Annotated in this window: 28 protein-coding genes; 11 read left to right on the top strand and 17 right to left on the bottom strand. The window is 61.8% G+C overall.

Annotated features, from left to right (window positions below):
- Window positions 1–180: 180 nt before the first annotated feature.
- Window positions 181–1,125 carry a DMT family transporter gene (locus VW35_RS10685; protein WP_046143001.1) on the top strand — a complete coding sequence of 315 codons (945 nt, stop codon included), beginning with the start codon at window positions 181–183 and terminating at the stop codon, window positions 1,123–1,125.
- 84 nt (window positions 1,126–1,209) lie between these two features.
- Window positions 1,210–2,718, top strand: coding sequence for a hypothetical protein (locus VW35_RS20605; protein ID WP_052951649.1), 1,509 nt, complete (start codon window positions 1,210–1,212; stop codon window positions 2,716–2,718).
- Between the two features lie 168 nt (window positions 2,719–2,886).
- On the opposite strand, the gene VW35_RS10675 is transcribed toward VW35_RS20605, so the two are convergent.
- From VW35_RS10675 to VW35_RS10650, 8 genes are all read right to left on the bottom strand, one after another.
- Window positions 2,887–3,669, bottom strand: coding sequence for a succinate dehydrogenase iron-sulfur subunit (locus VW35_RS10675; RefSeq protein WP_046143000.1), 783 nt, complete (start codon window positions 3,667–3,669; stop codon window positions 2,887–2,889).
- Window positions 3,670–3,798: 129 nt separating this feature from the next.
- Entirely contained in the window at window positions 3,799–4,089 is a 291-nt protein-coding gene (locus VW35_RS10670) for a hypothetical protein (RefSeq protein WP_152662558.1), read from the bottom strand.
- Window positions 4,082–4,246, bottom strand: a complete 165-nt coding sequence (locus VW35_RS21570; RefSeq protein WP_161796894.1) for a hypothetical protein — start codon at window positions 4,244–4,246, stop codon at window positions 4,082–4,084. The genes VW35_RS10670 and VW35_RS21570 overlap by 8 nt, the downstream gene beginning before the upstream one ends.
- Window positions 4,247–4,256: 10 nt before the next feature.
- A complete protein-coding gene (gene sdhA, locus VW35_RS10665; RefSeq protein ID WP_046143083.1) occupies window positions 4,257–6,068 on the bottom strand; it encodes a succinate dehydrogenase flavoprotein subunit in 1,812 nt (603 codons plus the stop codon).
- A 5-nt stretch (window positions 6,069–6,073) separates the two neighbouring features.
- Entirely contained in the window at window positions 6,074–6,466 is a 393-nt protein-coding gene (gene sdhD, locus VW35_RS10660) for a succinate dehydrogenase, hydrophobic membrane anchor protein (protein ID WP_046142998.1), read from the bottom strand.
- A 1-nt stretch (window position 6,467) separates the two neighbouring features.
- On the bottom strand, window positions 6,468–6,854 hold the full coding sequence (sdhC, locus tag VW35_RS10655) for a succinate dehydrogenase, cytochrome b556 subunit (protein WP_046142997.1): 387 nt from the start codon (window positions 6,852–6,854) through the stop codon (window positions 6,468–6,470).
- Between the two features lie 200 nt (window positions 6,855–7,054).
- Window positions 7,055–7,201, bottom strand: coding sequence for a hypothetical protein (locus tag VW35_RS21565; RefSeq protein WP_161796893.1), 147 nt, complete (start codon window positions 7,199–7,201; stop codon window positions 7,055–7,057).
- Window positions 7,202–7,486: 285 nt separating this feature from the next.
- Entirely contained in the window at window positions 7,487–7,708 is a 222-nt protein-coding gene (locus VW35_RS10650) for a hypothetical protein (RefSeq protein WP_046142996.1), read from the bottom strand.
- A gap of 60 nt (window positions 7,709–7,768) precedes the next feature.
- Here VW35_RS10650 and VW35_RS10645 point away from each other — a divergent pair, with 60 nt between their 5' ends.
- Window positions 7,769–8,353, top strand: a complete 585-nt coding sequence (locus VW35_RS10645; protein WP_046142995.1) for an NUDIX domain-containing protein — start codon at window positions 7,769–7,771, stop codon at window positions 8,351–8,353.
- Here VW35_RS10645 and VW35_RS10640 read toward each other — a convergent pair.
- Window positions 8,347–8,553: a DUF1737 domain-containing protein gene (locus VW35_RS10640; RefSeq protein ID WP_046142994.1), complete on the bottom strand. Its 207-nt coding sequence runs from the start codon at window positions 8,551–8,553 to the stop codon at window positions 8,347–8,349. The two genes, VW35_RS10645 and VW35_RS10640, sit on opposite strands and share 7 nt — an antisense overlap.
- Before the next feature lie 71 nt (window positions 8,554–8,624).
- Between VW35_RS10640 and VW35_RS10635 the strand changes: the two genes are divergently transcribed.
- The 3 genes from VW35_RS10635 to VW35_RS20600 all read left to right on the top strand — a co-directional run bounded on the left by VW35_RS10635 (window position 8,625) and on the right by VW35_RS20600 (window position 10,306).
- Window positions 8,625–9,263, top strand: coding sequence for a carbonic anhydrase (locus VW35_RS10635; protein ID WP_046142993.1), 639 nt, complete (start codon window positions 8,625–8,627; stop codon window positions 9,261–9,263).
- Between the two features lie 362 nt (window positions 9,264–9,625).
- Window positions 9,626–9,871: an EF-hand domain-containing protein gene (locus VW35_RS10630; protein ID WP_046142992.1), complete on the top strand. Its 246-nt coding sequence runs from the start codon at window positions 9,626–9,628 to the stop codon at window positions 9,869–9,871.
- Window positions 9,872–9,955: 84 nt separating this feature from the next.
- Window positions 9,956–10,306: an EF-hand domain-containing protein gene (locus VW35_RS20600; RefSeq protein WP_052951648.1), complete on the top strand. Its 351-nt coding sequence runs from the start codon at window positions 9,956–9,958 to the stop codon at window positions 10,304–10,306.
- A gap of 40 nt (window positions 10,307–10,346) precedes the next feature.
- On the opposite strand, the gene VW35_RS10620 is transcribed toward VW35_RS20600, so the two are convergent.
- From VW35_RS10620 to VW35_RS10610, 3 genes are all read right to left on the bottom strand, one after another.
- Entirely contained in the window at window positions 10,347–11,228 is an 882-nt protein-coding gene (locus VW35_RS10620; protein WP_046142991.1) for an EamA family transporter, read from the bottom strand.
- Window positions 11,228–12,109, bottom strand: a complete 882-nt coding sequence (locus tag VW35_RS10615) for an EamA family transporter (protein WP_046143081.1) — start codon at window positions 12,107–12,109, stop codon at window positions 11,228–11,230. Before VW35_RS10615 ends, VW35_RS10620 begins: the two co-directional genes overlap by 1 nt.
- Window positions 12,110–12,268: 159 nt before the next feature.
- Window positions 12,269–13,312 (bottom strand): aspartate-semialdehyde dehydrogenase, encoded by a 1,044-nt coding sequence (locus VW35_RS10610; RefSeq protein WP_046142990.1) that lies wholly within the window; start codon window positions 13,310–13,312, stop codon window positions 12,269–12,271.
- 458 nt (window positions 13,313–13,770) lie between these two features.
- Between VW35_RS10610 and VW35_RS10605 the strand changes: the two genes are divergently transcribed.
- Window positions 13,771–14,961, top strand: a complete 1,191-nt coding sequence (locus VW35_RS10605; protein ID WP_046142989.1) for a BaiN/RdsA family NAD(P)/FAD-dependent oxidoreductase — start codon at window positions 13,771–13,773, stop codon at window positions 14,959–14,961.
- On the opposite strand, the gene VW35_RS10600 is transcribed toward VW35_RS10605, so the two are convergent.
- Entirely contained in the window at window positions 14,958–15,524 is a 567-nt protein-coding gene (locus VW35_RS10600) for an acyloxyacyl hydrolase (protein WP_052951647.1), read from the bottom strand. The genes VW35_RS10605 and VW35_RS10600 overlap by 4 nt on opposite strands.
- Before the next feature lie 86 nt (window positions 15,525–15,610).
- A complete protein-coding gene (locus VW35_RS20595) occupies window positions 15,611–16,165 on the bottom strand; it encodes an acyloxyacyl hydrolase (RefSeq protein WP_052951646.1) in 555 nt (184 codons plus the stop codon).
- A gap of 189 nt (window positions 16,166–16,354) precedes the next feature.
- Here VW35_RS20595 and VW35_RS10590 point away from each other — a divergent pair, with 189 nt between their 5' ends.
- Together VW35_RS10590 and VW35_RS10585 are read left to right on the top strand one after the other, a co-directional pair.
- Entirely contained in the window at window positions 16,355–17,365 is a 1,011-nt protein-coding gene (locus VW35_RS10590) for an LLM class flavin-dependent oxidoreductase (protein WP_046142988.1), read from the top strand.
- A gap of 71 nt (window positions 17,366–17,436) precedes the next feature.
- A complete protein-coding gene (locus VW35_RS10585) occupies window positions 17,437–18,627 on the top strand; it encodes a GGDEF domain-containing protein (protein ID WP_046142987.1) in 1,191 nt (396 codons plus the stop codon).
- Here VW35_RS10585 and VW35_RS10580 read toward each other — a convergent pair.
- The 3 genes from VW35_RS10580 to VW35_RS10570 all read right to left on the bottom strand — a co-directional run bounded on the left by VW35_RS10580 (window position 18,624) and on the right by VW35_RS10570 (window position 21,141).
- A complete protein-coding gene (locus tag VW35_RS10580; protein ID WP_046142986.1) occupies window positions 18,624–18,902 on the bottom strand; it encodes a hypothetical protein in 279 nt (92 codons plus the stop codon). The two genes, VW35_RS10585 and VW35_RS10580, sit on opposite strands and share 4 nt — an antisense overlap.
- An 83-nt stretch (window positions 18,903–18,985) precedes the next feature.
- On the bottom strand, window positions 18,986–19,795 hold the full coding sequence (locus tag VW35_RS10575) for a COG3904 family protein (RefSeq protein ID WP_152662557.1): 810 nt from the start codon (window positions 19,793–19,795) through the stop codon (window positions 18,986–18,988).
- Window positions 19,792–21,141, bottom strand: coding sequence for a hypothetical protein (locus VW35_RS10570; RefSeq protein ID WP_046142985.1), 1,350 nt, complete (start codon window positions 21,139–21,141; stop codon window positions 19,792–19,794). Before VW35_RS10570 ends, VW35_RS10575 begins: the two co-directional genes overlap by 4 nt.
- A 173-nt stretch (window positions 21,142–21,314) precedes the next feature.
- On the opposite strand from VW35_RS10570, the gene VW35_RS10565 reads away from it, so the two are divergent.
- Window positions 21,315–22,316, top strand: a complete 1,002-nt coding sequence (locus VW35_RS10565; protein WP_200896886.1) for a Gfo/Idh/MocA family protein — start codon at window positions 21,315–21,317, stop codon at window positions 22,314–22,316.
- 50 nt (window positions 22,317–22,366) lie between these two features.
- Window positions 22,367–23,380 (top strand): SDR family oxidoreductase, encoded by a 1,014-nt coding sequence (locus VW35_RS10560; RefSeq protein WP_046142984.1) that lies wholly within the window; start codon window positions 22,367–22,369, stop codon window positions 23,378–23,380.
- The last annotated feature ends 30 nt before the right edge of the window (window positions 23,381–23,410 follow it).

Below are 23,410 nucleotides of genomic sequence, written 5' to 3'. Positions count from 1 at the left end.
GGCGTACCCGCGGGTACTATAACAAGATCATGTCTTCACGCCCGCAGCTTTCGATGTCGATTCTTCTGGCTCTCCGTCCCATCCGGGCCCGGACCGAAGGCTGACATCCAGCATTTGGCAACCCGGCCCGCCTTGCGGTGTCCGGCAGGAACCTCGGGGCGGCCAGAAAGAGCAGTGCCCATGAGTTCGACGACCCAAACCACATCCGCCAATGTCGATATGGCCGGCTACGCGCTTGCCTTTTCCGGCGCTGCGCTTTTTTCGACCAAGGGCATCTTCATCAAGCTCGCCTTTGCCGAAGGCGTCTCGATCGAAGCCGCGCTCGCCTTGCGCATGCTCATGGCCCTGCCGGTCTATCTCGTCATTCTCGCAAGCCTTCTCCTCCGTGCGCCGAACCTGCGCGCCCTTCTCTCCCCTGGCCGCCTCCTCGGCGCCATGGGCGTCGGCGTATTGGGCTATTATCTTTCGAGCTATCTCGATTTTGCCGGCCTCGCCTTCGTTTCCGCGCAATACGAACGGCTGGTGCTCTTCACCTATCCCTTCTTCGTGCTGCTGTTCGGCGTCTGGTTTTTCGGCGACCGGATGAACTGGCGTCTCCTGCCGGCAATGCTCTTGAGCTATGGCGGGCTCTTGGTGATCTTTGCCTGGAACCTCACCGTCGAGCCCGACGGCCTTATCGTCGGAACCCTGCTGGTCTTGGGCTCGGCCCTGACCTTTGCCTTCTATCAGCACCTTGCCAAGCGCCAGATGCTGGTCCTCGGCACGGTGCTCTTCACCTGCATCGGCATGTCGACTGCCGCCGTGCTCGCCATCGGCCAAAGCCTCCTCGTCGACGGGCCCGGGACCTATGCAGGTTTTTCCACCCGGGTCTGGATCCTGGGCCTGATGCTCGGCATCTTCGGCACGGTACTGCCATCGTTTCTCCTCAATGGCGGTATCGCGCGCATCGGGGCTCGCGCCACGTCCTCGACCGCCTCCTTCGGCCCGATCGTCACCATCGTTCTCGCCGTTTTCGTTCTGGGTGAGCACTTTACCATCGTCCATGCCCTTGGTACCGCCCTGGTGCTGCTCGGATCCTGGCTCTTCGCCCGCATCGACCGGCGAAGCCGGACGATTGCCAAATAATCGGCGGCATTAACACTTTTGGCTGCCGCAAAGCCGCTGTAATCTCCCCTCACAAGGCAGGCGCACAACCGGGAGGGACAACCGATGCGCACGATCAGTCATCTCATGGCAGGCTCTCTGCTTGGACTGGTGCTGATGACTGGCGTTACCGCGCCAGCCATGGCACAGAAAACTTCCACCACAGCTCCGGCCGCAACGATCGACTTCGGCGACGATTCGTCCGAATGGTCCAAGGACGGCGAATGCGACGATCCCCGCTTCGAAGGCACCGGTGTTGCCGATGAAGTGGTGGATGCTGACCGCATGAAGGACGCCACCGACTGTAAGGCCGCAGTCGAAGCCGGCACGGCGACGCTGAAATCCGAAACCACCACGGCATCGACCACGCCGCCGGCAACGCCTCCCGCGACTACTGCTGCAACCGATATCGACTTCGGTGACGACTCGTCCGAATGGGCCAAGGATGGCGAGTGCGACGACCCGCGCTTTACCGGCAAGGGCTCGGCCGCGGAGTTGGTCGATGCCGACCTGATGAAGGATGCCACCGATTGTCGCGCCGCCTTCGAGGCCGGAACGGTCACCCTCAAGGATTCCGGTTCGAGCACCGCAAACGCGGCCGCTGCCGATATCGACTTTGGCGATGATTCATCCGAATGGGCCAAGGACGGCGAATGCGACGATCCGCGTTTCACCGGCACGGGCTCGGCCGCAGAATTGGTCGACGCCGACCTGATGAAGGACGCTACCGATTGCCGCGCCGCCTTCGAGGCCGGAACGGTCACCCTCAAGGACTCCGGTTCGAGCGCGGCAACCGCTACCATTGCCGATATCGACTTTGGCGACGATTCTTCCGAGTGGGCCAAGGATGGCGAATGCGACGATCCCCGGTTTATCGGCACCGGCTCGGCTGAAGAATTGGTCGAGGCCGACCGCATGAAGGACGCCACCGATTGCCGCGCTGCCTTCGAAGCGGGCACGGTCACCCTCAAGGATGGCGGCTCCACCACGCCGGTTGCCGATATCGACTATGGCGACGATTCTTCCGAATGGGCCAAGGACGGCGAATGCGACGACCCGCGCTTTACCGGCACGGGCGTGGCGAGCACGACGCTCTCGGAAGACATCAAGAAGGACGCGACCGATTGCCGGGCTGCCGTCGAAGCCGGCACCGCGACTTTCAAGGGCGAACAATCGGCAAACGCTTTCGACTTCGGCTCGGATTTTTCCAAATGGGCCAATGATGGCGAATGCGACGACCTCCGTTTCGAAGGACTCGGCACCGACAAAAAGCTCCTCAGCGAAGACATGATGGGCGATGCGACGGACTGCCGGACCCTGCTCGACGAGGGCAAGGTTTCGATCCGCCAGGTCTATACGCCCGAATACGCTGCCGGCGCGCCCTATGACAGCTCGGGCATCGATTTCGGCGACAATTCCTCGTCCTACGCCAATGACGACGAATGCGACGACCCTCGTTTCCAGGGCCCGGGCAGCGCCACGACGCTCCTCGACAGCGACCGCATGGCCGATGCCGACGATTGCAAGGCGGCCTATGAGGCCGGCACCATCGTACTGGTCGACGGGGAAAGCTGAAGTTGCCTATTCACGCTGAAGATCATCGAACGGCGGAGCAGCAGCTCCGCCGTTTTGTTTATGGCCTCGGCCGCCGCTCACTTGGCGATGTCCTGCCCAAAATCCCCCGCCGCACAAACAAAAAGGCCCGCGGCAAAACCGCGGGCCCAAAATCCAAAATCCAAAAAATCAGGCCGCCTTGCGCTCGACCATCATCTTCTTGATCTGGGCGATGGCCTTGGCCGGGTTGAGACCCTTGGGGCAGACCTTGGCGCAGTTCATGATCGTGTGGCAACGATAAAGCTTGAACGGGTCCTCAAGGTTATCGAGGCGCTCGGCAGTGGTTTCGTCGCGCGAGTCGATCAGCCAGCGATATGCCTGGAGGAGTGCGGCGGGGCCAAGATACTTTTCGCCATTCCACCAATAGCTCGGGCACGAGGTCGAGCAACAGGCGCAAAGAATGCACTCGTAAAGCCCGTCAAGCTTGGCGCGATTTTCGACCGACTGGGTCCATTCCTTTTCCGGCGTCGGCGACGTGGTCTTGAGCCAGGGCTCGATGGCGCGGTGCTGGGCATAAAAGGTCGTCAGGTCCGGAACCAGATCCTTGACCACCGGCATATGCGGCAGCGGATAGATTTTGATGGTGCCGGTCGAATCGTCCATGCCCTTGGTGCAGGCCAGGGTATTGAGCCCGTTGATATTCATCGAGCACGAACCGCAAATGCCTTCGCGGCAGGAGCGGCGCAGCGTCAAGGTCGGATCGACCTTGTTCTTGATGTAGAGCAGGCCATCGAGGATCATCGGGCCGCAATCGTCGAGATCGACGAAATAGGTATCGATGCGCGGATTTTCGGCCTTATCCGGATCATAGCGGTAGATATGGAATTCGCGGAGGCGCGTTGCGCCCTGCGGCTTGGGCCAGGTCTTGCCCTTTTGTGGCTGGTCGGCCTTGCGCAAAGTCAGTTCGGCCATGCTTCTGTTCCTTCAGAGGCGGACGCGTGGGACGTCCGAAAGGCTTTCGTTTCCGCATCATCCCGGCCCCCGGGCCGAGAAGTGACATGCGATCTCGGGATGCCCAGGCCTTCGCCGGGGTCCGCAAGATCAATAGTTCGGCTTACAAACCTGGTTCGATTTGGCGACATAGGTGTTGTAGGCATCGTAGTCGGCAGCGGCCGGCGAGCCGCCTTTCATCGACGCGATGACGACGGCCATGAAGCGTTCGTCGATCAGCGTCATGGCGGCATCCGCCTTGCAGCCGCACAGCGTCGCATCCTGAGCGATACCCATGCAGACTTTATAGAATTCGTCTTTCTGCGCTTGCGTCGGCGCGGCAGCGACAGCCGAACCCGCCGAAGCCATCAGAATGGGCAGAACCAGAAACCGTTTACGCACTTGGCTTTTCCTTGCGCGGCGGAGCGGCCGGCGCGCGCGTGTAGATAAGCGCGTGCGCCGTCGATGCCGGCTTTATCGCGGCCTTTTGCTGGCGGGCGAGAAAAGACGCCGCCAGGGCATCTTCTTCTTCGTCAAAGGGTTGGCACTGTTCGCACATTGATCGCCCCTTAGTAGACGCGCGCCTTTGGCGCGATCTTTTTGAGATCGATCCCGCCCTGGTCATAAGGGGTCAGCGGATCAACGATCACTGGCCGGTAAGACAGAGCGACCGCGCCGTTGTCGACATCGACCTGGGCCAGCGTGTGCTTGCGCCAGTTTTCGTCGTCGCGGTTCGGGAAATCCTCATGCGCATGGGCGCCCCGCGATTCGTGGCGGGCTTCTGCCGAAACGACCGTTGCAATGGCGCAGGTCATGAGGTTTTCGAGTTCCAGCGTCTCGACGAGATCGGAGTTCCAGATCAGCGAGCGGTCGGTGACCTTGACATCGGGCAGGCGCGAATAGATTTCGCTCATCCGCGCCACGCCCTGCTTTAGCGATTCCGAGGTGCGGAACACGGCGGCATCGGCCTGCATGGTGCGCTGCATCTCGTCGCGTAGCTTTGCCGTCGGTTGGGAGCCATTGGCATGGCGCAGTCGATCGAAGCGCGCGAGGATTTTGTCGTCCTCGGCTTTGTTGATCCCCGGAACCGGCGCCGATTTGTCGAGCACCTTGCCGGCACGAAGCGCCGCGGCACGCCCGAAAACCACGAGGTCGGTCAGCGAGTTCGAACCGAGCCGGTTCGCGCCATGCACCGATGCGCAAGCCGCTTCGCCCACGGCCATCAGGCCCGGCACGATGCGGTTGGGATCGTCCGGCGTGGGGTTCAGCACCTCGCCATGATAGTTCGCGGGGATGCCACCCATATTGTAGTGCACTGTTGGCAGCACCGGGATTGGCTCGCGTGTGAGGTCGACGCCGGCAAAAATCTTTGCGCTCTCGGTGATGCCTGGCAGGCGCTCATGCAGCACCTTGGGGTCGAGATGGTCGAGGTGCAAGTAGATATGGTCCTTGTTTGGACCGACGCCGCGGCCTTCGCGGATTTCGAGCGTCATGCAGCGCGAGACGACATCGCGTGAAGCGAGATCCTTGGCGTTGGGCGCATAGCGCTCCATGAAGCGCTCACCCTCCGAATTGGTAAGATAGCCGCCCTCGCCGCGCGCGCCTTCGGTAATGAGCACGCCGGCGCCGTAGATGCCGGTGGGGTGGAACTGCACGAATTCCATGTCCTGGAGCGGCAGCCCGGCGCGGGCGACCATGCCATTGCCGTCGCCGGTACAGGTGTGGGCCGAGGTGGCGGAGAAGTAGGAGCGGCCATAGCCGCCAGTCGCCAGCACCACCATTTTGGCGCGGAAACGATGCAGGGTGCCATCGTCGAGCTTCCAGGCGATGACGCCCTGGCACTCCCCGTTTTCGCCCATAATCAGATCGAGCGCAAAATACTCGATGAAGAACTGCGCGTCATTCTTGACCGACTGGCCATAGAGCGTGTGCAAAATGGCGTGGCCGGTACGGTCGGCCGCGGCGCAGGTGCGCTGCACCGGCGGACCGTCGCCGAATTCGGTCATATGGCCGCCGAACGGACGCTGGTAGATTTTTCCCTCTTGGGTACGAGAGAACGGCACGCCGTAGTGCTCGAGTTCGTAGATCGCCGCCGGAGCCTCGCGCGCCAGATATTCCATGGCGTCATTGTCGCCGAGCCAGTCCGAACCCTTGACGGTATCGTACATGTGCCACTGCCAGCTGTCGGGGCCCATGTTTTGAAGCGAAGCCGCGATGCCGCCCTGGGCTGCCACGGTATGAGAACGCGTGGGAAAAACCTTGGTGATGCAGGCGGTATTGAAACCCTGCTCGGCCATGCCAAGGGTCGCGCGCAGGCCCGCGCCACCGGCGCCGACCACCACCACGTCGAATTCGTGGTCGATCAATTCGTAATTGGCCATGGCGATCAACCCCAGAAGACGATCTTGAGAACCGAGCCGATCGCGACGAAGCCGACGATCAGGCAAAAGAGCGTGTTGAGCAGCATGACCAGGCGGTACATGCGGCCCGAAAAGTAATCTTCGAGCGTATCGCGCATGCCGTTGCGCATATGGACGGCAACCACGGCGATCAGCACCGAAAAGATGATGCCGACGATGGGATTGCCGATGACCGCGACCATGTCTGCGCGATCCTGCCCGGCAAGGCGGACGACGATGAAGAGAAGAAAACCCAGGAAGACGACGTTGACGAGGCCTGTGACACGTTGGGTCACGAAGTGGCGCGTCGATGCCTTGGCGTCGCCGTAATGGGTTTTGGGATTGGCGACCATGTCGCGGGTGATGATGGTTTCACGCATGTCAGGCAACCCACACAAAGACGGTCCAGATCAGCAAGGTGATCACGACGGAAGCGATGATCGTTGCCCAGGCCATGGCTTCGCGCTGGCCCGGCTCCATCATCGCGGCAAAATCCCAGACCCAGTGGCGGAGGCCCCCGCACATATGGTGGACGAGGCTCCAGCTGAAGCCGAACAGCACGACCTGGCCGAACCAGCTGCCATAGATTCCGTTGACCGCATTGAGCGGCTCCTGCCCCCAGGCGGCGGCGAATAGCCAGGCGGCCAGCAGCGCCATGCCGGCGTAATTGGCAATGCCGGTGGCGCGATGCAGGATCGACATGGCCATGGTAATGGTCCACCGGTAGATCTGCAGATGCGGGGATGTGGGGCGGGCTCTGACGGACATGGGGCGTTTCCGGGGCCTAAGAATGGATCGAGCGATCCAGTTTGGAATAGTTCGAGATTACTAGCCGCCAATGGTTACCAAATCAAAGCCCTTCTGCGGCTTTGCGGGCCAATCATGGCGAATACCGCACTTTGTTCGCACAGCGAACGTCATGTTCGCGTGACGCTCTGTCATTAGAGTTTCCGGCGGGAGGCAGGGACTTAGCCGATCATCTTGAGCAAATGCCCGCCCAGTTGCCGCGCGCTGCCCACCACGAGCTCACCCTCGAAAGCAAGGCTGAGCGCGAGCAACCATAGACCCAATGTGAGGAGGAGGGCAAATGCCCATCCCTTGGCGCGATTCGTCATGCGACCAGTCTATCACTCAAGCTGACGCCAGGGTTGCACGCACGCCGATGTGAGGATGTCTGACCGGCACTAACGATTTCGCGCGGTAACCAATCCGCGCGAAGAACGATGCAAGCCTTGGGCGCATTGAGTAGAGTAGGTAAAAATCCGTAAGCGAAAATGCTTAGTAAACTCAAAACGTTTTGTTTGATGGTGCTGATGGGCGCGCTGCTTCTGGTCTGGAGCGTTATGCTCCCGGCCACTGGCTTACTCTATCTTCTTGGCGTTCTTCGCTAAGCCAAAGGCTCAGCCCAAAACCACCATGGCCAGCGCCTGCACGCCCGCGACGGTTATCGCCACCAATAGCCAGGCCTCGATGGCCAGCCCGGTAATCACGGTCAATTTGCCCATCTTCGTCTCCTCCCGGCAGTATTCTGCCTTGTGGGAAATAACGAGCCTGCGCCGCAATAGTTTCTGAAATGTTAACGTCGTCCCGCGCGCGCCTTGCCGCCCGAAATCGATCGGCAAGACGCTTTCCAAATGCACCAAACACCGTCAGTTTGCCGCCGCAACCAAGGGGGCGGTGCCATGGAAGAAAAGATCACACTCATTAAGACCGAGGTGCTCTCGGCCTCATGGGGCAAGCTGACACGCGCGACCCTTGACTATCGGCGCGAGGACGGCAGCGTGCAGCGGCTCGTGCGTGAAAACTACGATCACGGCAACGCCGCCGCCCTCCTTCTCTTCAACGGGGACACGCGCCATGTCCTCCTCGTCCGCCAATACCGTTATCCGGTCCAGGCCAATGGCGACCCGGCCTTCTTGCTCGAGGTTTGCGCCGGCCTCCTCGATGGAGATGATCCGCTCGCCTGCGCGCGTCGCGAAGCCCTTGAAGAAACCGGCCATGCGCCCGAGGACGTCGCATTTGTCTGCGACGCCTATATGTCGCCCGGCTCGGTGCAGGAAAAGGTCAGCCTCTTCCTGGGCCGTTATGGCGCAGACACCTACCGCACCGCCGGTGGGGGGCTCGCCGAAGAAGGCGAAGAGCTCGAAGTCGTCGAACTGCCGCTCGAAGAGGCGCTCGCCATGGTCCACCGCGGTGAAATCACCGATGGCAAGACCATCATCCTCCTGCAGCACCTTGCCCTCAAGCTTGCAGGCCTTGCTCAATAATCGACGAGTTTCTTGTCCGGATCATAGGGCTGGTCCTTGGCCTCGCGGGTAACCGCCTGGCCGCAGCGCATCTTGCGGCTTTCGGCATCGAAGGCATAGGTGGGGTTGCCATGCAGCGCCCAGCCCTCGCTCAGCGCCTTGGTGACCTTGTGGCAAAAAGCGGAATCGTCTTCGCCGGTGAGGAAACGATAGATCAGCATGCATACCTCTTTTGCGGGCCCGATTGAGCGCCGCGATTGATCTTGATGGCTCTTAGCGCTAATCGAGAACCATGCACAGCTTTCCAAAAGAACTGCTCAGCGGCCATGCTAATTTTCTGGCCGGACGTTACTTGCGCGAGAAGGAACGCCTCCGCGATCTCGCCTCGGCGGGACAAAGTCCCACCACCATGATCATCGCATGCTGCGACAGCCGCGCGGCGCCCGAAATGATCTTCGATGCCGGGCCGGGCGAACTTTTCGTTCTGCGCAACGTCGCCAATCTCGTGCCGACTTATCAGCCCGATGGCGGCCAGCACGGCACCTCGGCCGCCATCGAATTTGCGGTCAAGGCGCTCAACATCGGCAATATCGTCGTCATGGGCCATGGCCGCTGCGGCGGCATCAAGGCTGCGCTCGATCCCCACTTCAAGTCGCTCGATGATGGCGATTTCATCGGCAAGTGGATGAGCATGCTGGGCGAATTGCCGAGCCAATTGGGGCAGAACAGCCTTCTCACCTCGACCGAACGGCAGACTGCGATGGAGCGGATTTCCATCCGCAATTCGATCCGCAATCTGCGCACCTTTCCCTATGTGGCCGAACTCGAAGCCGAGGGGACACTGCAGGTTCACGGCGCCTGGTTCGATATTTCGACGGCCGAACTCTGGATCATGGATCACGACGGCGACTTTATCCGTCCCGAGCTGTGACCAATATCGACTTTGACCAATCCTGGGGCGCCGCAAGGCGCCCTCTGCATTTTTAACGGCACAATTGTCCAGCTCTCGCCATCAAGCCGCACTTGGCCTGTCCCAATCGTGATCAGTCCTCTAGGCGCTGTGGCGCGGATACTCTTCGGTTTTGCTTTGCTAGGAAGATCCTGAAACCGTCAACGACTTACCGGCACAGCGCTTTCAGCCTGCCCGGAAATGGTCCCGACTTGGGTCCGATCACGCCTTCGTGTGGTCTGCGACGGGACACATTGCCTCTTCATCGTTTGCGAACGGGCCGCCGGAGAGCGACCCGTCGATGAGGCCCCTCATCGCCTTTCCCAAGACATGGAGCTCAAGCCATGAAGAAGATCGTCCTTTCGTCCCTCCTCCTGCTCGGCATGACCGGCGCGGCCTTTGCGCAGGGCACGACTGATTTCGCGACCCTTGACGCCGATATGAGCGGCGGGGTTTCGCTGGCAGAGGCACAGGTCGGCTGGCCTGATCTGACCGCCGAAGCCTTCGCCGCGGCCGACACCGATGCCAATGGCGAATTGAGCCCGGAAGAATATGGCCTTCTGACCGACGCCGCAGCGACCGCCAACTAAGCCATCTTTCGTGTTCGCCGCTCCGCCCCTCCCTCGGGGCGGCGGATCCGATCGCTTTGGCTTCTCCAACAACAGGATTCTCCCATGCGTAAACTCGCACTCGCCCTTCTCGCCGCCGGCTTTATCGCCACCCCTGCTCTCGCCCAGACTGCACTCACCTTTGCCGATGTTGATAGCGATGGCGACGGCCGCCTCAGCTACGAGGAACTGCAAGTGGTCTGGCCCGATCTGACCGCCGAAGAATTCGCCAATGCCGATATCGAAGGCGCTGGCAGCGTGACGCCCGAACAATTGAGCGTCCTGCAACCGGCGGCCGCTCCGGCGGCCCCTCAAGCCACGCCTGTTCCAGCCCCCATGGACGCCGTACCATCGCTTCCCGGCGAAAGCGCTGTGCCCCCAACCGGCGACAGCGTCCCCGAATCCCTCGTCGAATAATTGCAACTGGCGGCCGCTCTGCGTGGGCGGCCGCTATCGCTCAATCAAGGCGAATGGCCGGTTCGATGGCCCTCGCCTTCCGCAGCGTCACGATCAGCCCGATGATGACCAGCACGCCGCCGGCGATCTCGATACCGGTTATGGTTTCGCCCAGAACGAGATAGCCCGAAAGAATGCCGGTGATTGGCACAAGTAGCGTAAACGGCGCGACGACCGACGCCGGATGCCGCCCGAGGAGCCAGCTCCAGATGCCACCGCCGAGAAGCGTCGCGGGATAAGCAAGAAACGCGATCAACGCCGCATCGGACCATGAAAAACCGCTCAGCGCCGCCCAGATGGTCGGTCCGCCCTCAACGACATAGGAGAGGGCCAGAAGCGGCAGCGGGGCGGCGAGCGATCCCCAGACGGTAAAGGCAATTGCATTGACCTTGCCCGCCTTCTTGGTCAGCACATTGGCAAGCCCCCACGCCATGGCGGCGAGCAGCACCATGACCAGCGGCACGAGCCCCGCGCCCTCGATACGCTCGGCGCCGATAACGGCGATGCCCAAAAACGCAATGCCTGCCCCGATGATCTGGAAGCGGCTCGGCCGTTCCCCAAGCAGCACGAAGGCCATGGCCATGGTGAAGAAAGCCTGGGTCTGCAGAACCAGCGAGGACAGGCCCGCCGGCATGCCCCAGGCGATCGATAGGTTGAGAAACGCATAAAGCGCAAAGCCGAAGCTGAGACCGAAGGCGACGACGATCCACCACGGCGCCTTGGGCGGCCGCACGAAGAGCAGGGCCGGAAACGCCGCTGCGCAAAAGCGCAAGGCCGCGGCGAGAATGGGCGGCAGCGCCTCGACGCTGAGTTTGATGACGACGAAGTTGAAGCCCCAGATGGCGACCACCAGCAGGGCGAGCAGGACATGACGGATAGGCATCAGACGGCTACCCTGCGGCGCTGCAAGCGCGGACCGAAGACATTGATGACGAGACCGGCGAAAACCAGCGCGCTGCCGACGATTTCAAGTTCGGTGATGATCTCCCCGGTCAGCAGCATCGCAAAGCCGATGCCGAAGACGGGCACCAAAAGCGAAAATGGCGCGATCACGCCTGCCGGATAGTGCTTGAGCAGATAGCTCCAAAGGCCAAAGCCGAGAAGGGTCGCCGCATAGCCGTTGAACACCACGACGCCAACGGTTCGAAGGCTCAAATGTCCAAGCGCTGCGCCGATGGCATCGGATCCTTCAAAGACGAGCGATAGGCCGAGAAGCGGCAAAATCGGCACGAGACTGCCCCAGACGACGAAGGAAAGCATGTCGATCTGCCCCGCCCGTTTGGAGGCGATATTGCCAAGGCCCCAGAAGAAGGCTGCGGCAATAACCATGAGGAGCGGCACGAGACTTGTAAGCTCGAAGCGTTCAATGGCGATGACGCCGATGCCGATGATGGCAACGCTCGCCCCGATGACCTGCCAGCGCCCCAGCCGCTCCCCGAGAAACAGCATGGCAAGGCCAAAGGTAAAGAAAGCCTGCGTCTGAATGATCAGCGAAGCAAGGCCGGCCGGCAGTCCGAGCTTGATTGCCGAAAACAGGAGGCCGAACTGGGCAAAGCCGATGGCAAGGCCATAGGTCACCAGCGTCCCAAGCCTGACCTGCGGCCGCTTGACGAAAAACACCATCGGCAGTGCCGCGCAAAGATAGCGCATGGCCGTCAATAGCAGCGGCGGCACCTCTTCGACGCCCCACTTGATCATGACGAAGTTCAGCCCCCAGGTCAGAACCACGAGAAGGGCGAGACAAAGATCGCGGAGCGAAAGCATGAAAAAGTCCAGTGGCGGGAAGGCGCAGACCGCAGCCATTCCACCAGACGTGGATCGGGCCGCGATCGGGGCTTACACCTTCACGCGACCCGCAGAAAGTCACTTCGGAAAATGACTGCCCTGCGCCGGGGCGGAACCGGACGGCGCAGGGGACAAAGATCAGGCGGCCAGGGCGCGGGCCTTGAACCCCTTTTCGATCAGGGTTTCGGCGATCTGGATGGCATTGAGCGCGGCGCCCTTGCGCAGGTTGTCCGAGACCACCCACATGGCGAGGCCATTTTCGACGGTCACATCTTCGCGGATGCGGCTGACATAGGTGTCATAATCGCCCACGGTTTCGACCGGGGTCGCATAGCCGCCGGCTTCGCGCTTGTCGAGGACGGCAATGCCCGGGGCTTCGCGCAGAAGATCGCGCGCTTCGTCAGCCGAGATGGGCTTGTCGAATTCAAGATTGACCGCTTCCGAATGCCCAACGAAGACCGGCACGCGCACGGCTGTGCAGGTGACCTTGATCTTGGGATCGAGGATCTTCTTGGTCTCGGCCAGAACCTTCCACTCTTCCTTGGTGTAGCCGTCTTCCATGAACACATCGATGTGGGGGATGACGTTGAAGGCGATCTGCTTGGAGAACTTCTGCGGGGTCGGGCTGTCGTTGACGAAAATGCCCTTGGTCTGGTTCCAGAGCTCGTCAACGCCTTCCTTGCCGGCGCCGGAGACCGACTGATAGGTCGCAACGACCACGCGCTTGATGGTTGCCGCATCGTGGAGCGGCTTCAGCGCCACGACGAGCTGTGCGGTCGAGCAGTTCGGGTTGGCGATGATGTTGTTGCGCTTTTCGTCCTTGAGCCAGCGGTCGAGCACATGCCCGTTCACTTCCGGCACAATCAGCGGCACGTCCGAATGGTAACGCCAGTAGGAAGAGTTATCGATGACGACGGCACCGGCAGCCGCGATCCTGGGCGCCCATTCCTTGGAAATGGAACCGCCGGCCGACATGATGGCAAAGTCGACGGTGGAGAAATCGAAATGCTGCAGGTCCTTGGCCTTGAGGACCTTATCGCCATAGGAAATTTCCTTGCCGATCGACTTGGACGAGGCGAGCGCAAAGACCTCGTCGGCCGGGAACTTGCGCTCGGCGAGGATATTGAGAACTTCGCGGCCCACATTGCCCGTGGCCCCGACGACAGCGACGCGATAACCCATTTTTGGAACTCCGGTCCCTAACCTTTTCCGCCCCCGCGCGACGCATCTTGCATCGCGGTCAATGCTTTGAGCCTCTCCCCGGCGGGAGGGAACCCGGGGAAAAGCGTCAGGCGGTTTTGGTGGTTTTCATCATGGCAGCCGCGCCCCCGGCAGTGAGCCGGGCGGACGTCAAGACGGCGATTTGGCCGAAGCTGCGCATGAAATCATTGCTCTCATAGGAAAAGCAGGACTTCTCATACTCCCATATAGGAAAGAGTCAATCTTCTTTGACTTGCTGGGCATGCGGCAAGATCGAGGGCGTTTCTCCATCCCCTTCCGTCTCCCCCATCGAGAGGGAGGTGTGTCATCGCGTCTCTGATACTATCCCGCCAAAACCGCTGTCGCTGCACCTCCCCCCTTGTGGGGGAGGCTGGGAGGGGGGTACGGAGGACGCGACAAGCGCCGAAGGATAAACAGCCATGCCCGATTTCGACATCATCATCCTCGGTGCCGGTGCGGCGGGCCTTATGGCTGGGATCGAAGCGGGTCGTCGCGGGCGTCGTGTGCTCGTCGTCGATCACGCCAAAAATCCAGGCGAAAAGATCCGCATTTCTGGGGGCGGACGCTGCAATTTCACCAATGTCAACGCCACCCACATTTTGGGGCGCGAGCGGTTCTTGAGCCAGAACCCGCGCTTCGCCCTTTCCGCACTCTCCCGCTATACGCCCGACATGTTCATCGAGCGCGTCAAAAAGCGCGGCATCGCCTTTCACGAAAAGACGCTGGGGCAGCTTTTCTGCGATGGGCCGGCCACCCAGATCGTAGCCATGCTGATCGACGACCTGCGCCAGGCGGGCGCCGCGATCTGGACCGGGCGCTCGGTGGGCTCGGTCGAAAAGACCGGCGAAGGCTTTCGGGTCCTTGTCGGCGATGGCTATGTCACCTGCGAAAGCCTGATCGTCGCAACGGGGGGCAAATCCATCCCCAAGATGGGCGCGACCGGTTTCGCCTATAGCCTGGCGCGGCAATTCGGCCTCAACGTCACCGACACCCGTCCCGCCCTCGTGCCGCTGACCTTCGAAGAAGGGGCGCTCGAGGCGATGAAACCGCTTGCGGGCGTGTCGACAGAAGCCGTCGTCAGCGTTGGCAAGACCAGGTTCCGGGAAGCATTGCTCTTCACCCATCGCGGCCTTTCGGGCCCCTCGATTCTCCAGATTTCCTCCTATTGGCGCGAAGGCGACAGCATTGCCGTCGACCTCCTGCCTGAACAGGATGCCATGGCCATGTTGCAGGTAGCGCGCAAGGAGCAGCCGCGCAATCACGTCCAGACCGTGCTGGCCGGACATCTGCCAAAGCGCCTTGCCCAGCTTCTGGGAGAGATGATCAACCAGCCGGGCATGATCGGGGATTTTTCCGACAAGAAACTGCAGCCTGTCGCCGACCAGGTTTCGCGCTGGACGCTGAAGCCGGTAGGCTCGGAAGGTTATCGCACGGCCGAAGTCACGCTCGGCGGCGTCGACACCACCGGCCTTGACGCCAAAACCATGATGGCCCGGACCGTGCCGGGCCTATACTTCGTGGGCGAAGCAGTCGACGTCACCGGCTGGCTTGGCGGCTATAATTTCCAGTGGGCCTGGGCGTCGGGTTTTGCTGCGGGGCAAGCGGCCTAGAATTTCCAGCCGAGGCGGATACCCATATTTGTCAGGCCACGATTGCCATTGCAGAGATTGGCATTGGAGGCATGTTCGATCGTGGCCATGATCGAGGCATTCTCGGTCATCTGCACCCCGATGCTGGCCGATTCACGAAACAGCACCGAACAGCCAAGATCGCGCGCCGGCGCGATCGCCGTGCCATTGGTATTGCCGTTATGCACTGCGCCGCCAAACGTGCCTTCGACGAAGACGGGCGTATCGAACACCGGCACCGTCCAGCTCACGCCGGCATAAACCATGCTTTCGAGCCCGCCGGCATTGAGCGTTGCCCCCACATGCGGGCGCAGCTCGCCCAGCGTCACCCAATCGGTGAGGCCCGGAGTATCGAAGAGGAGTTCGACGTTTACGTCCTGCAAGCGCTCGGTGTTGAAGACGCCGAAGAAATTGCCCGGCTCGTCAGCGCTATGGGCAAAAATGCCACCGCGGACTTCGGAAGCCCTAAAATCCTGCGCTGTGGCAGCCTGTCCAGCCAGCAGCATGGCCCCGATGGCGAATGCGATTTTGACGAAATGCGACATGGTGGCCCCCAAACGAGAACAGCATCTAGAACGGTGAACGTGGGCCCCGGTCAAGCCCGATTGCATGCAGGCCGGCAACACTCGGCCTAAAAGCGCACGCCAAGACGAAGCCCGGCCGTCGTCAGGCCATCTGCCGCCTTGCCGCAAAGGCCGAAGTCGGTGGCGTGCTGGAGAGTGGCCATGAGCGAGGTTCCCGGCAAGATCTCGACACCGACGCTTGCCTGCGCCTCCGCCAGCACGGCGCAGCCAAATCGCGATGGCGTTGCTTGAAAGCTCCCGCTATGGAGCGCGCCGCCTAGCCCGGCTTCGATGAACACCGGCACCACGGGCGCACGAAACGTCCAGCTCAACCCGCCATAGGCCAGACTTTCCCTGCCTTCGAGATTGACCGTTGCCCCAAGATGCGGCCGCAGCTCACCGATGGGGTTCCAGGCATTGAGGTCGGGAATGGCGAACAACAACTCGACATTGAGATCGCGGATCTGCGCCGGATCGAACAGCTGGGCATTGGCGCGGCCGATATCGCGCATCGCGACGCCCCCGCGCACCTCGGGCAATATATTGACCTGCGCAGCCGCCGGCACGGCCAAAAGCGCCAGCATCAGCAGCGGCATCAGTCGCGACGGCGTGCGAGCGATCATTTGAACTCCGGCGTCCTGTGATTCCCCATTGGGCCGGAGGCAGACGCATCGAGCAAGAATTCGATAAAATTGTCCCTAATTGGCCGTTAAGGCAGGCCGGGGAACACGGCTTTTTCACCACCCAACCCTTGACGTTGGCGCTTATCATCGTGATTTACCGATGAAGTTGATTTTCGGAAAGCTCGTTTCATGTCCGCTCCCTTCGCCCTCTCGCTTCAGGACCTTGCACCAATCGCCCAAGGGACGTCGACCTCGGACGCGATGCGCGAAACGGTCAGGCTGGCAGAAGCGGCGGACAAGCTCGGCTACGAGCGCCTCTGGTATGCCGAACACCATGGCATGCCCTCCATCGCGTCCTCCGTACCCGAAATCCTGATCGGCAGCGCCGCCGCCGCAACCAAGCATCTACGCGTTGGCTCGGGCGGCGTCATGCTGCTCAATCATGCGCCGCTCCGTATCGCGGAGGCCTATCGTACGCTCGAAGCGCTGCATCCCGGCCGCATCGACCTCGGCCTTGGCCGCGCGCCCGGCGGCGATGGCTATGCCATGCGCGCGTTGCGCTCGGGCGGCGGTGAAGAGTTTTCTCAGTATCTGGCCGAACTCATGGCCTTCGACGAAGGCAATTTCCCGCCCGATCATCCCTTTTCACGCGTGCCGGTTTCGCCGGGCGGCATTCGCCTGCCGCCGAAATGGCTCCTTGGTTCGTCGGGCGCCAGCGCCGAGGCGGCCGGCCAGATCGGCTTTGGCTATGCCTTTGCCGCCCACTTCTCCCACACCCCGGCCGCTCCCGCCTTTGCCGCTTATCGCGCAGCCTTTGAGCCGTCCGAACAGTTTGCCGAGCCGCGCACGATCCTGTGCCTTTCCGTCATCACCGCGCCGACCGAGCAAGAAGCCAGATATTTGTCGAGTTCGCAGGCGGTCAATTGGGCCCGCTTCCTTTCGGGCGAGCAGCGGCAGCTGACCCCGCCCGAGGAGGCTCTGGCGCATAAGCTCACCCCACAGCAGGAGCAGATCATCGCCCATCAATCGAGTCTATGGCTCGTCGGCAGCGCCGAGCAGATGGCCGAAGCCATCACCAATAAGGCACGCGAGGCCCAGGCCGACGAAGTAATGATCACGACAACTATCCACTCTTATGAGCTCCGCCGCCGCTCCTATGCGCTCCTTGCCCACGCTCTTGGTGTTTCGCCGCGCCATTGATGAGATCGACTTAACGGAGTTTTTCCGGACCTTCGGCTAGTCTGGAAGGGTCTCTCAAGCCGGAAGCACACATGAGCGCCGCAGGCTTCGTGCTGGCGATCAACCTCTTTGTTGCCGGGTTGTTCGCCAGTGCCTTTGCCATTGTTGCCACCTATTATCGCGAGGCCATTGGCGCGCGATGGCTAGCACTTGCCTATGCCATCGGGCTCTTCAACGGCATCTTTGAATTCATCCTGCCCTTCCAGACCGATGCCCGGCCGGTCAGCGTCGCGATCTTCGCCGCTTTCCTCTTCGCCCTTGCCCTCTCCAATATCGGCCTTGCTCGCCACTATGGCATCAAGCCGCCCAGCCGCGCGCTTGTTGCGATCGTCCTCGCCTCGCTCGCGCTCAACCTCGCCATTCTCGACATGCCGCGCGACAGCTTTCTCCGCGCCTTGCTCTATCAGGCACCCTATGCCGTGCTGCAGCTTTATGGCGCCGCCATCATCGCGTCGCGAAAATCCAAGCGCGCCCTCGATCTTGCTTTGATCGGGCTCATGGTCCTCATGGCGCTCAATTTCCTCTCAAAGCCCTTTATTGCGATGCTCATCGGCTCCGGCGGGTCGCCCCAAGGTTATCTCGGCAGCAGTTATGCGGCGATTTCCCAGTCCGTCGCTGCCGTCTTGCTGATCTCCAACGGGCTCCTCATCCTCCTGATCATCGTGCGCGACATGATGGCAGACCTCCAAAGGCGCTCGGAAACCGATCCGCTGTCCGGTCTTCTCAATCGTCGCGGGTTTGAGGATCAGGCGGACAAGGCAAGACTTCTTGCCCTCCGCGCCGGCGTTCCCGCGGTGCTCGTGATCGCTGACCTCGATCACTTCAAGCTCATCAACGATTCCTACGGCCATGCCGCCGGCGATCAGGTGATCACCAGCTTCGGCAGGGTCTTGAAGAAAAGCTTTGATCTTCGTGCCATCGTGGGCCGGCTCGGCGGCGAAGAATTCGCCGTGCTTCTGCCAGGCGGCAATTTGACCCTGGCGCGCGGGGCGATCGAAACCGCCCGCCGCATGATGCTCGATTTGCCCGCCACCGAGCGCGGGATCGACCGGCCGGTCACCAGTTCCTTCGGTGTCGCTCTCATCGAAAAGGATGAAAGTCTTGCAGACGCGCTGAGGCGGGCTGATCGGGCGCTTTATGACGCCAAAGCGCGGGGCCGCGACCGCACTTGCGTTGCTGACCCCGCCAATAAGCTCTTAAAGTCGATCGGAACCAGAGGCTAGTTCACCGCCTCGCGCGAAACCAGTTCGCAGTCGCCCGCCGGGGTAACCTTGAGCGCCAACTGCTGCCGGTCGAGTTCGGCAAACCACGCCGTCCACGAACAAGGGCTCATGCCATCATCAACCGTGCCGCCCTGGCTGCGCACGAAGCGCAGCAGCAGCTTGGCTTTTTCCTCGCCGAATCGGTTGCGAATCCGCGCAACCGCTGGAATGCCCTGGCGATCGGTCACCCAATTCTGGATATCGCTGTGCCGCGTCAAAGTATGCGCTTCAGACATTTCTGCTTCCTCCCCTCAAAGATGGGCGCTTTCACCCTTATCCCGCGTAACGAACCGGTCCTCCGCCGGTTCCCGCGAAATTCCTAGTTTTCGAGAAACTGGGTCACAAGTTTGAGACCGCGCAGTTCCTCCTCGGAAAAATAGTAAAGCCGGTCCGGCGGCGTATCGAGTGCATGCAGCCACATCTCCGGATCGATCCCGCTTTTGATCAGGTGCCGCGTGATTTTTGCCGTCGTCGATTGGGCATCGGCCATGGCAACGCCCGCCACCGCTACGGCATCGGCGGCGCCTTCGCCAAGGCTCGCGGCATAAATCTGATGCACCCCGATGGCAGCATCGGGGCTGGCGATCCGCTCGGCGCCTGAGGCGAAAATGATGGGGCAGGACGAAGCGCAGAGATTGCCGGCGACAACCTTGGTCGCGAGGGCCTTTTCCTGGATGAGGGCGCCGATCTCCAGCGCGTCCATCACCGAACCTCCGGGCGAATCGAGAACCACAGTCTTCACGTATTCGCCGCGCGCCGCAATCTCATCGGCGAACCTCTGGGCCGCCCCCGGATCGATCGTGCCGGTCAGGAAAAGCTCGCCGCCAGGCGCCAGCGTGATAGCAAGCGGCGATTCGAGAACATCGGGCGCCGTGGTGATCGACGGCATAGGCTGTCCCGTTTCGCCGCCATCGGGGTTGGCCGGCGGCAGGATGGGCTCGAGGGTCGGCAGCACATCGGGTGGCGTCGTGAGGGCCATTTCTCGAAAGTCGACATAGAGCACGCTCGCCGTGCCGATCAGCAGCGCGAAGAAGGCGACACGGATGATCGCGCCATCTTCTATGGCGGCGAGCCGGGCGATAATGCCTGGGCTCGACGAGCGTAAGCGGGCATTGGCCTCCGTTTTCATGCGGGGCGCGGCCCATCGGTGCGCTTACGCTGCGCGGTATCGATCGGGGTCACGGTGGCATCTTCCACTGGCGTCTCAGCAACGGCAGGCCTCGGTTCGGCGGGAGCGGGCTCAACCTCGGGCTCGCGCTTTGGTTGACCCGTCGTCACATCGATCCCGGCTGCTTCCATCCGCCGATAGAGCGCCATAGCCCGGAGCATTTCCGCAGCAGTGATGTTTTCGGCTTCTTCGAGCGAAGAAGATTCACGGCGCATGGCATCGTTGACGATCATCAGGACGAGCACCAGCACCACGGGCAGAAGATCGATGGATATGGCGCCGGCCCAGGACGGGATAAAATCCTGCCAATAACGCAGCACGGCTTCCGCACTCGAAAGCGGAGTGTAACGGCGCTGTTCGACGGGTGGCGTTGCAAGGATTTCGTCGGCAGCGGCGCTGAGCGCTGCGGATTGGGCCGCGACCGAAGCGCGGACCGTCTCCATCACCTGGCCCTGGCGGTTCATCAGATCAGCCGATTGTCCGTCGGCGACCGGAGCGATGAAGCCGGCAGAAAGATCATCGGACGCGCGGCGCACGGATGCTGCAACGCCGGTCTGTTGGAGGGACGCGATGATGGCTGAAAGCTGCACCGCTTCGCTCTGAAAGCTATCGGTGCGCGGCTCGATGGCCCCGGGCGTGGAGACGAGTTCACGCATCGTGGCGAGACGGGCCGAACCCTGCTCGAAGAGCGTCGCCACTTCATCGCGGCTGCCGGTGATGGTGGCCGCAAGCTGGTTCATCTGCGTGCCCATCTGGGTGAGCAATTGCACGACGCTGCCCGAGCCGGTGGTCCCCGTCAAAGCGCCGGATTCGCGTTCATCGGCCGCAAGGCCCGAAAACCGCTCTGCGGCGCGCTGCACGTCGGGCAGCAGGCTTTGCGCCGCGAGTGCATTGGCATGGGCGAGATCGAGATCTTCGGCATAGCCCTGGAGCGTCACGGCCATATGCTGTTCGGTGGCGGCAGAACCGGCGAGCGCCGCAGCATTGAGCCAGGAGCTCATGGCCATGATCATCAGGCAGCCAATGCCCATAGTGAGAAAGAGCCCGACGCGCTGCACGCCCGAGGTCACGAGCGGAATGAACCGCATCATGAAGGTCCAGAAGGCATAAATGGCGACCGAGACGGCGGCCGAATAGATGATGGCGGCAAAAAAGACGAAGGTGGCCGAGCCATCGAGAAGTCCGCGCACGCCGAGATAGGTATAGACACCGGACGCCAGCGCCAGCACGGCGAGGGAAAAGCGCGTCATTGTTTCGACGCCGCGCACTGTCTCGCTGAGCCGGAAGGCATTGGGCTTGAGCTGCATGAATGTCCCCGCTGCTCGGGCCCCACGGGCCCTCTTACCGCAACGTTAACATGAGCATCCCGGCAAGATGGAGGCACAAAAGCGTGTGCTGGCAACCCCGGCGTATAGAATGTGGCCCTTGCCCTCGGACCCACCACAAGGCTAGGCCTTAGGCCAAAGCGAGGAGATGCGACGTGACCAAAAAAGTGCGCTGGGGGATTTTATCGACCGCCAATATCGGCATGGCCAAGGTAACGCCTGCTATTCAAAAGGCGGACAATTGCGAGGTCGCCGCCATCGCCTCGCGCGATCTGGGCAAGGCCCGGGAAGCCGCCGATAAACTCGGCATCGCCAAGGCCTATGGCTCCTATGAGGAACTGTTTGCCGATCCCGACATCGACGCGATCTACAACCCTCTCCCCAATCATCTCCATGTGCCGATGACCCTCGCCGCAACACGCGCTGGCAAACATGTTCTGTGCGAAAAGCCGATCGCCATCACCGCAAGGGAAGCTGAAGAGCTGCGCCAGGTGCCGGAAGGGCGGCTCGTCATGGAAGCCTTCATGATCCGCTTTCATCCGCAGTGGCAGCGCGCCCGCGAGATCATCCGCTCCGGCGAACTGGGCGATGTTCGCGCGATCACCGCGACTTTTTCCTATTTCAACAACGATGCCGGCAATGTGCGCAACCAGGCCGATATCGGCGGCGGCGGCATTCTCGATATCGGCTGCTACCCGGTTACGACCGGCCGTTTCCTGTTCGAATCCGAACCGCAGCGCGTCGTTTCCCTTGTCGAACACGACCCCGTTTTCGGCACGGACCGGCTGGCCAGTGCCATCATGGATTTCGACCAGGGCAGGCGATTGACCTTTACCTGCTCGACCCAACTCGTGCCGCATCAGCGCGTCCTCGTCCAGGGCACGAGGGGCAAGCTCGAAATCCTCATTCCCTACAATGCCCCCGCCGACGAGCGCACTGCCATCACCATCGATACCGGCGCGCCTATCGACGGTTCGTTGGCGCGCCGCGAAATCCTGCCGGCCTGCGACCAATATACCGAACAGGCCCGCGCCTTCGCCGCCGCCGTCCTCGGTGAAACGCCCCTTCCTTACGGCGTCGAGGATGCCATCGCCTCGATGAAGGTTCTGGACGCAATCTTCCGCAGCGAAAAATCCGAACGCTGGGAAGCGGTCTAAATCGGCATCTCGCCCGTTAACCCGGCGAGCCCCCGTCAAGGAATCGTACCATGGCCGACCTAGTCCTTCTCACCGGCATATCCGGCTTTCTCGGCGGCCATGTCGCCATGGCCCTCCTCAATGCTGGCTACAGGGTGCGTGGCAGCGTCCGGACGCTCGACAAAGCCGGAAAAGTCCGGACAACGCTTCAACGGGCCGGCGGCGATGTTGGCCGGCTCGAATTCGTCGCGCTCGATCTCCTGGGGGACGCCGGTTGGGACGCGGCCATGGATGGCGTGCGTTTTCTCCAGCATACCGCGTCCCCATTCGTCCTCGACATCCCCAAGGACCCCAACGAACTGATCCGGCCCGCCGTCGACGGCACTCGTCGCGCCATCGAGGCCGCGCTGCGCGCCAAAGTCGAGCGCATCGTCCTGACCTCGTCCATCGCCGCGATCCAGTATGGCCACAAGGATTATTCGCGCCTCCTGACCGAAAGCGACTGGACCAATGTCGACAGCCCCAAAACCGGCGCCTACGCCAAATCCAAGACCCTGGCCGAAAAAGCCGCCTGGGACCTGATGGACAAAGCCGGTCGGCACGATGATCTGGCGGTCATCAATCCCGCCGCCATCCTCGGGCCGCTGCTCGATGACGATCCTGGCACTTCCGCGGCCCTCGTCGCCCGCCTTCTCGATGGCAAGCTTCCCGCCGTGCCCAAATTGGGCTTTTCAGTCGTCGACGTCCGAGACGTCGCCGCGCTCCACCTCGATGCCATGACCAACGAAAGCGCCGGCGGCCAGCGCTGCATCGCGTCCGAAGGCATCTATCGGATGACCGATATCGCTAGTGCCATGAAAGAGGCATTCCCGGACCGGCGCATCCCGACCGCCGAATTGCCCGATGTCCTCGTCCGCCTCGCCGGCCTCTTTGACCGGACCATCGCCGGCAATGTCCACGAACTCGGCACCCTCAAGCGCCTCGATGGCCACCGCGGCAGCAATCGCCTCGGCCGCCCGCTGATCAGCGGCACCGTTTCCGCCATCACGACCGGAAAAAGCCTCATCGCCAAGGGTCTTGTCTGACCAGCACCCGCCAGCACCAGACAAATCCCT

The sequence above is a fragment of the Devosia soli genome (assembly GCF_000970455.1).
Lineage (GTDB): Bacteria > Pseudomonadota > Alphaproteobacteria > Rhizobiales > Devosiaceae > Devosia > Devosia soli.
The sequence above is the reverse complement of the archived record's forward strand: the minus strand, read 5'-3'. Positions and strand labels throughout refer to the sequence as shown.

Bases quoted from the DNA above. Each gene is read 5' to 3' on its own strand.
- VW35_RS10685 (WP_046143001.1), top strand. From the start codon at position 181: ATGAGTTCGACGACCCAAACCACATCCGCCAATGTCGATATGGCCGGC.
- VW35_RS20605 (WP_052951649.1), top strand. From the start codon at position 1,210: ATGCGCACGATCAGTCATCTCATGGCAGGCTCTCTGCTTGGACTGGTG.
- VW35_RS10675 (WP_046143000.1), bottom strand. From the start codon at position 3,669: ATGGCCGAACTGACTTTGCGCAAGGCCGACCAGCCACAAAAGGGCAAG.
- VW35_RS21570 (WP_161796894.1), bottom strand. From the start codon at position 4,246: ATGTGCGAACAGTGCCAACCCTTTGACGAAGAAGAAGATGCCCTGGCG.
- sdhA (WP_046143083.1), bottom strand. From the start codon at position 6,068: ATGGCCAATTACGAATTGATCGACCACGAATTCGACGTGGTGGTGGTC.
- sdhD (WP_046142998.1), bottom strand. From the start codon at position 6,466: ATGCGTGAAACCATCATCACCCGCGACATGGTCGCCAATCCCAAAACC.
- sdhC (WP_046142997.1), bottom strand. From the start codon at position 6,854: ATGTCCGTCAGAGCCCGCCCCACATCCCCGCATCTGCAGATCTACCGG.
- VW35_RS21565 (WP_161796893.1), bottom strand. From the start codon at position 7,201: ATGACGAATCGCGCCAAGGGATGGGCATTTGCCCTCCTCCTCACATTG.
- VW35_RS10645 (WP_046142995.1), top strand. From the start codon at position 7,769: ATGGAAGAAAAGATCACACTCATTAAGACCGAGGTGCTCTCGGCCTCA.
- VW35_RS10640 (WP_046142994.1), bottom strand. From the start codon at position 8,553: ATGCTGATCTATCGTTTCCTCACCGGCGAAGACGATTCCGCTTTTTGC.
- VW35_RS10635 (WP_046142993.1), top strand. From the start codon at position 8,625: ATGCACAGCTTTCCAAAAGAACTGCTCAGCGGCCATGCTAATTTTCTG.
- VW35_RS10630 (WP_046142992.1), top strand. From the start codon at position 9,626: ATGAAGAAGATCGTCCTTTCGTCCCTCCTCCTGCTCGGCATGACCGGC.
- VW35_RS20600 (WP_052951648.1), top strand. From the start codon at position 9,956: ATGCGTAAACTCGCACTCGCCCTTCTCGCCGCCGGCTTTATCGCCACC.
- VW35_RS10620 (WP_046142991.1), bottom strand. From the start codon at position 11,228: ATGCCTATCCGTCATGTCCTGCTCGCCCTGCTGGTGGTCGCCATCTGG.
- VW35_RS10615 (WP_046143081.1), bottom strand. From the start codon at position 12,109: ATGCTTTCGCTCCGCGATCTTTGTCTCGCCCTTCTCGTGGTTCTGACC.
- VW35_RS10610 (WP_046142990.1), bottom strand. From the start codon at position 13,312: ATGGGTTATCGCGTCGCTGTCGTCGGGGCCACGGGCAATGTGGGCCGC.
- VW35_RS10605 (WP_046142989.1), top strand. From the start codon at position 13,771: ATGCCCGATTTCGACATCATCATCCTCGGTGCCGGTGCGGCGGGCCTT.
- VW35_RS10600 (WP_052951647.1), bottom strand. From the start codon at position 15,524: ATGTCGCATTTCGTCAAAATCGCATTCGCCATCGGGGCCATGCTGCTG.
- VW35_RS20595 (WP_052951646.1), bottom strand. From the start codon at position 16,165: ATGATCGCTCGCACGCCGTCGCGACTGATGCCGCTGCTGATGCTGGCG.
- VW35_RS10590 (WP_046142988.1), top strand. From the start codon at position 16,355: ATGTCCGCTCCCTTCGCCCTCTCGCTTCAGGACCTTGCACCAATCGCC.
- VW35_RS10585 (WP_046142987.1), top strand. From the start codon at position 17,437: ATGAGCGCCGCAGGCTTCGTGCTGGCGATCAACCTCTTTGTTGCCGGG.
- VW35_RS10580 (WP_046142986.1), bottom strand. From the start codon at position 18,902: ATGTCTGAAGCGCATACTTTGACGCGGCACAGCGATATCCAGAATTGG.
- VW35_RS10575 (WP_152662557.1), bottom strand. From the start codon at position 19,795: ATGAAAACGGAGGCCAATGCCCGCTTACGCTCGTCGAGCCCAGGCATT.
- VW35_RS10570 (WP_046142985.1), bottom strand. From the start codon at position 21,141: ATGCAGCTCAAGCCCAATGCCTTCCGGCTCAGCGAGACAGTGCGCGGC.
- VW35_RS10560 (WP_046142984.1), top strand. From the start codon at position 22,367: ATGGCCGACCTAGTCCTTCTCACCGGCATATCCGGCTTTCTCGGCGGC.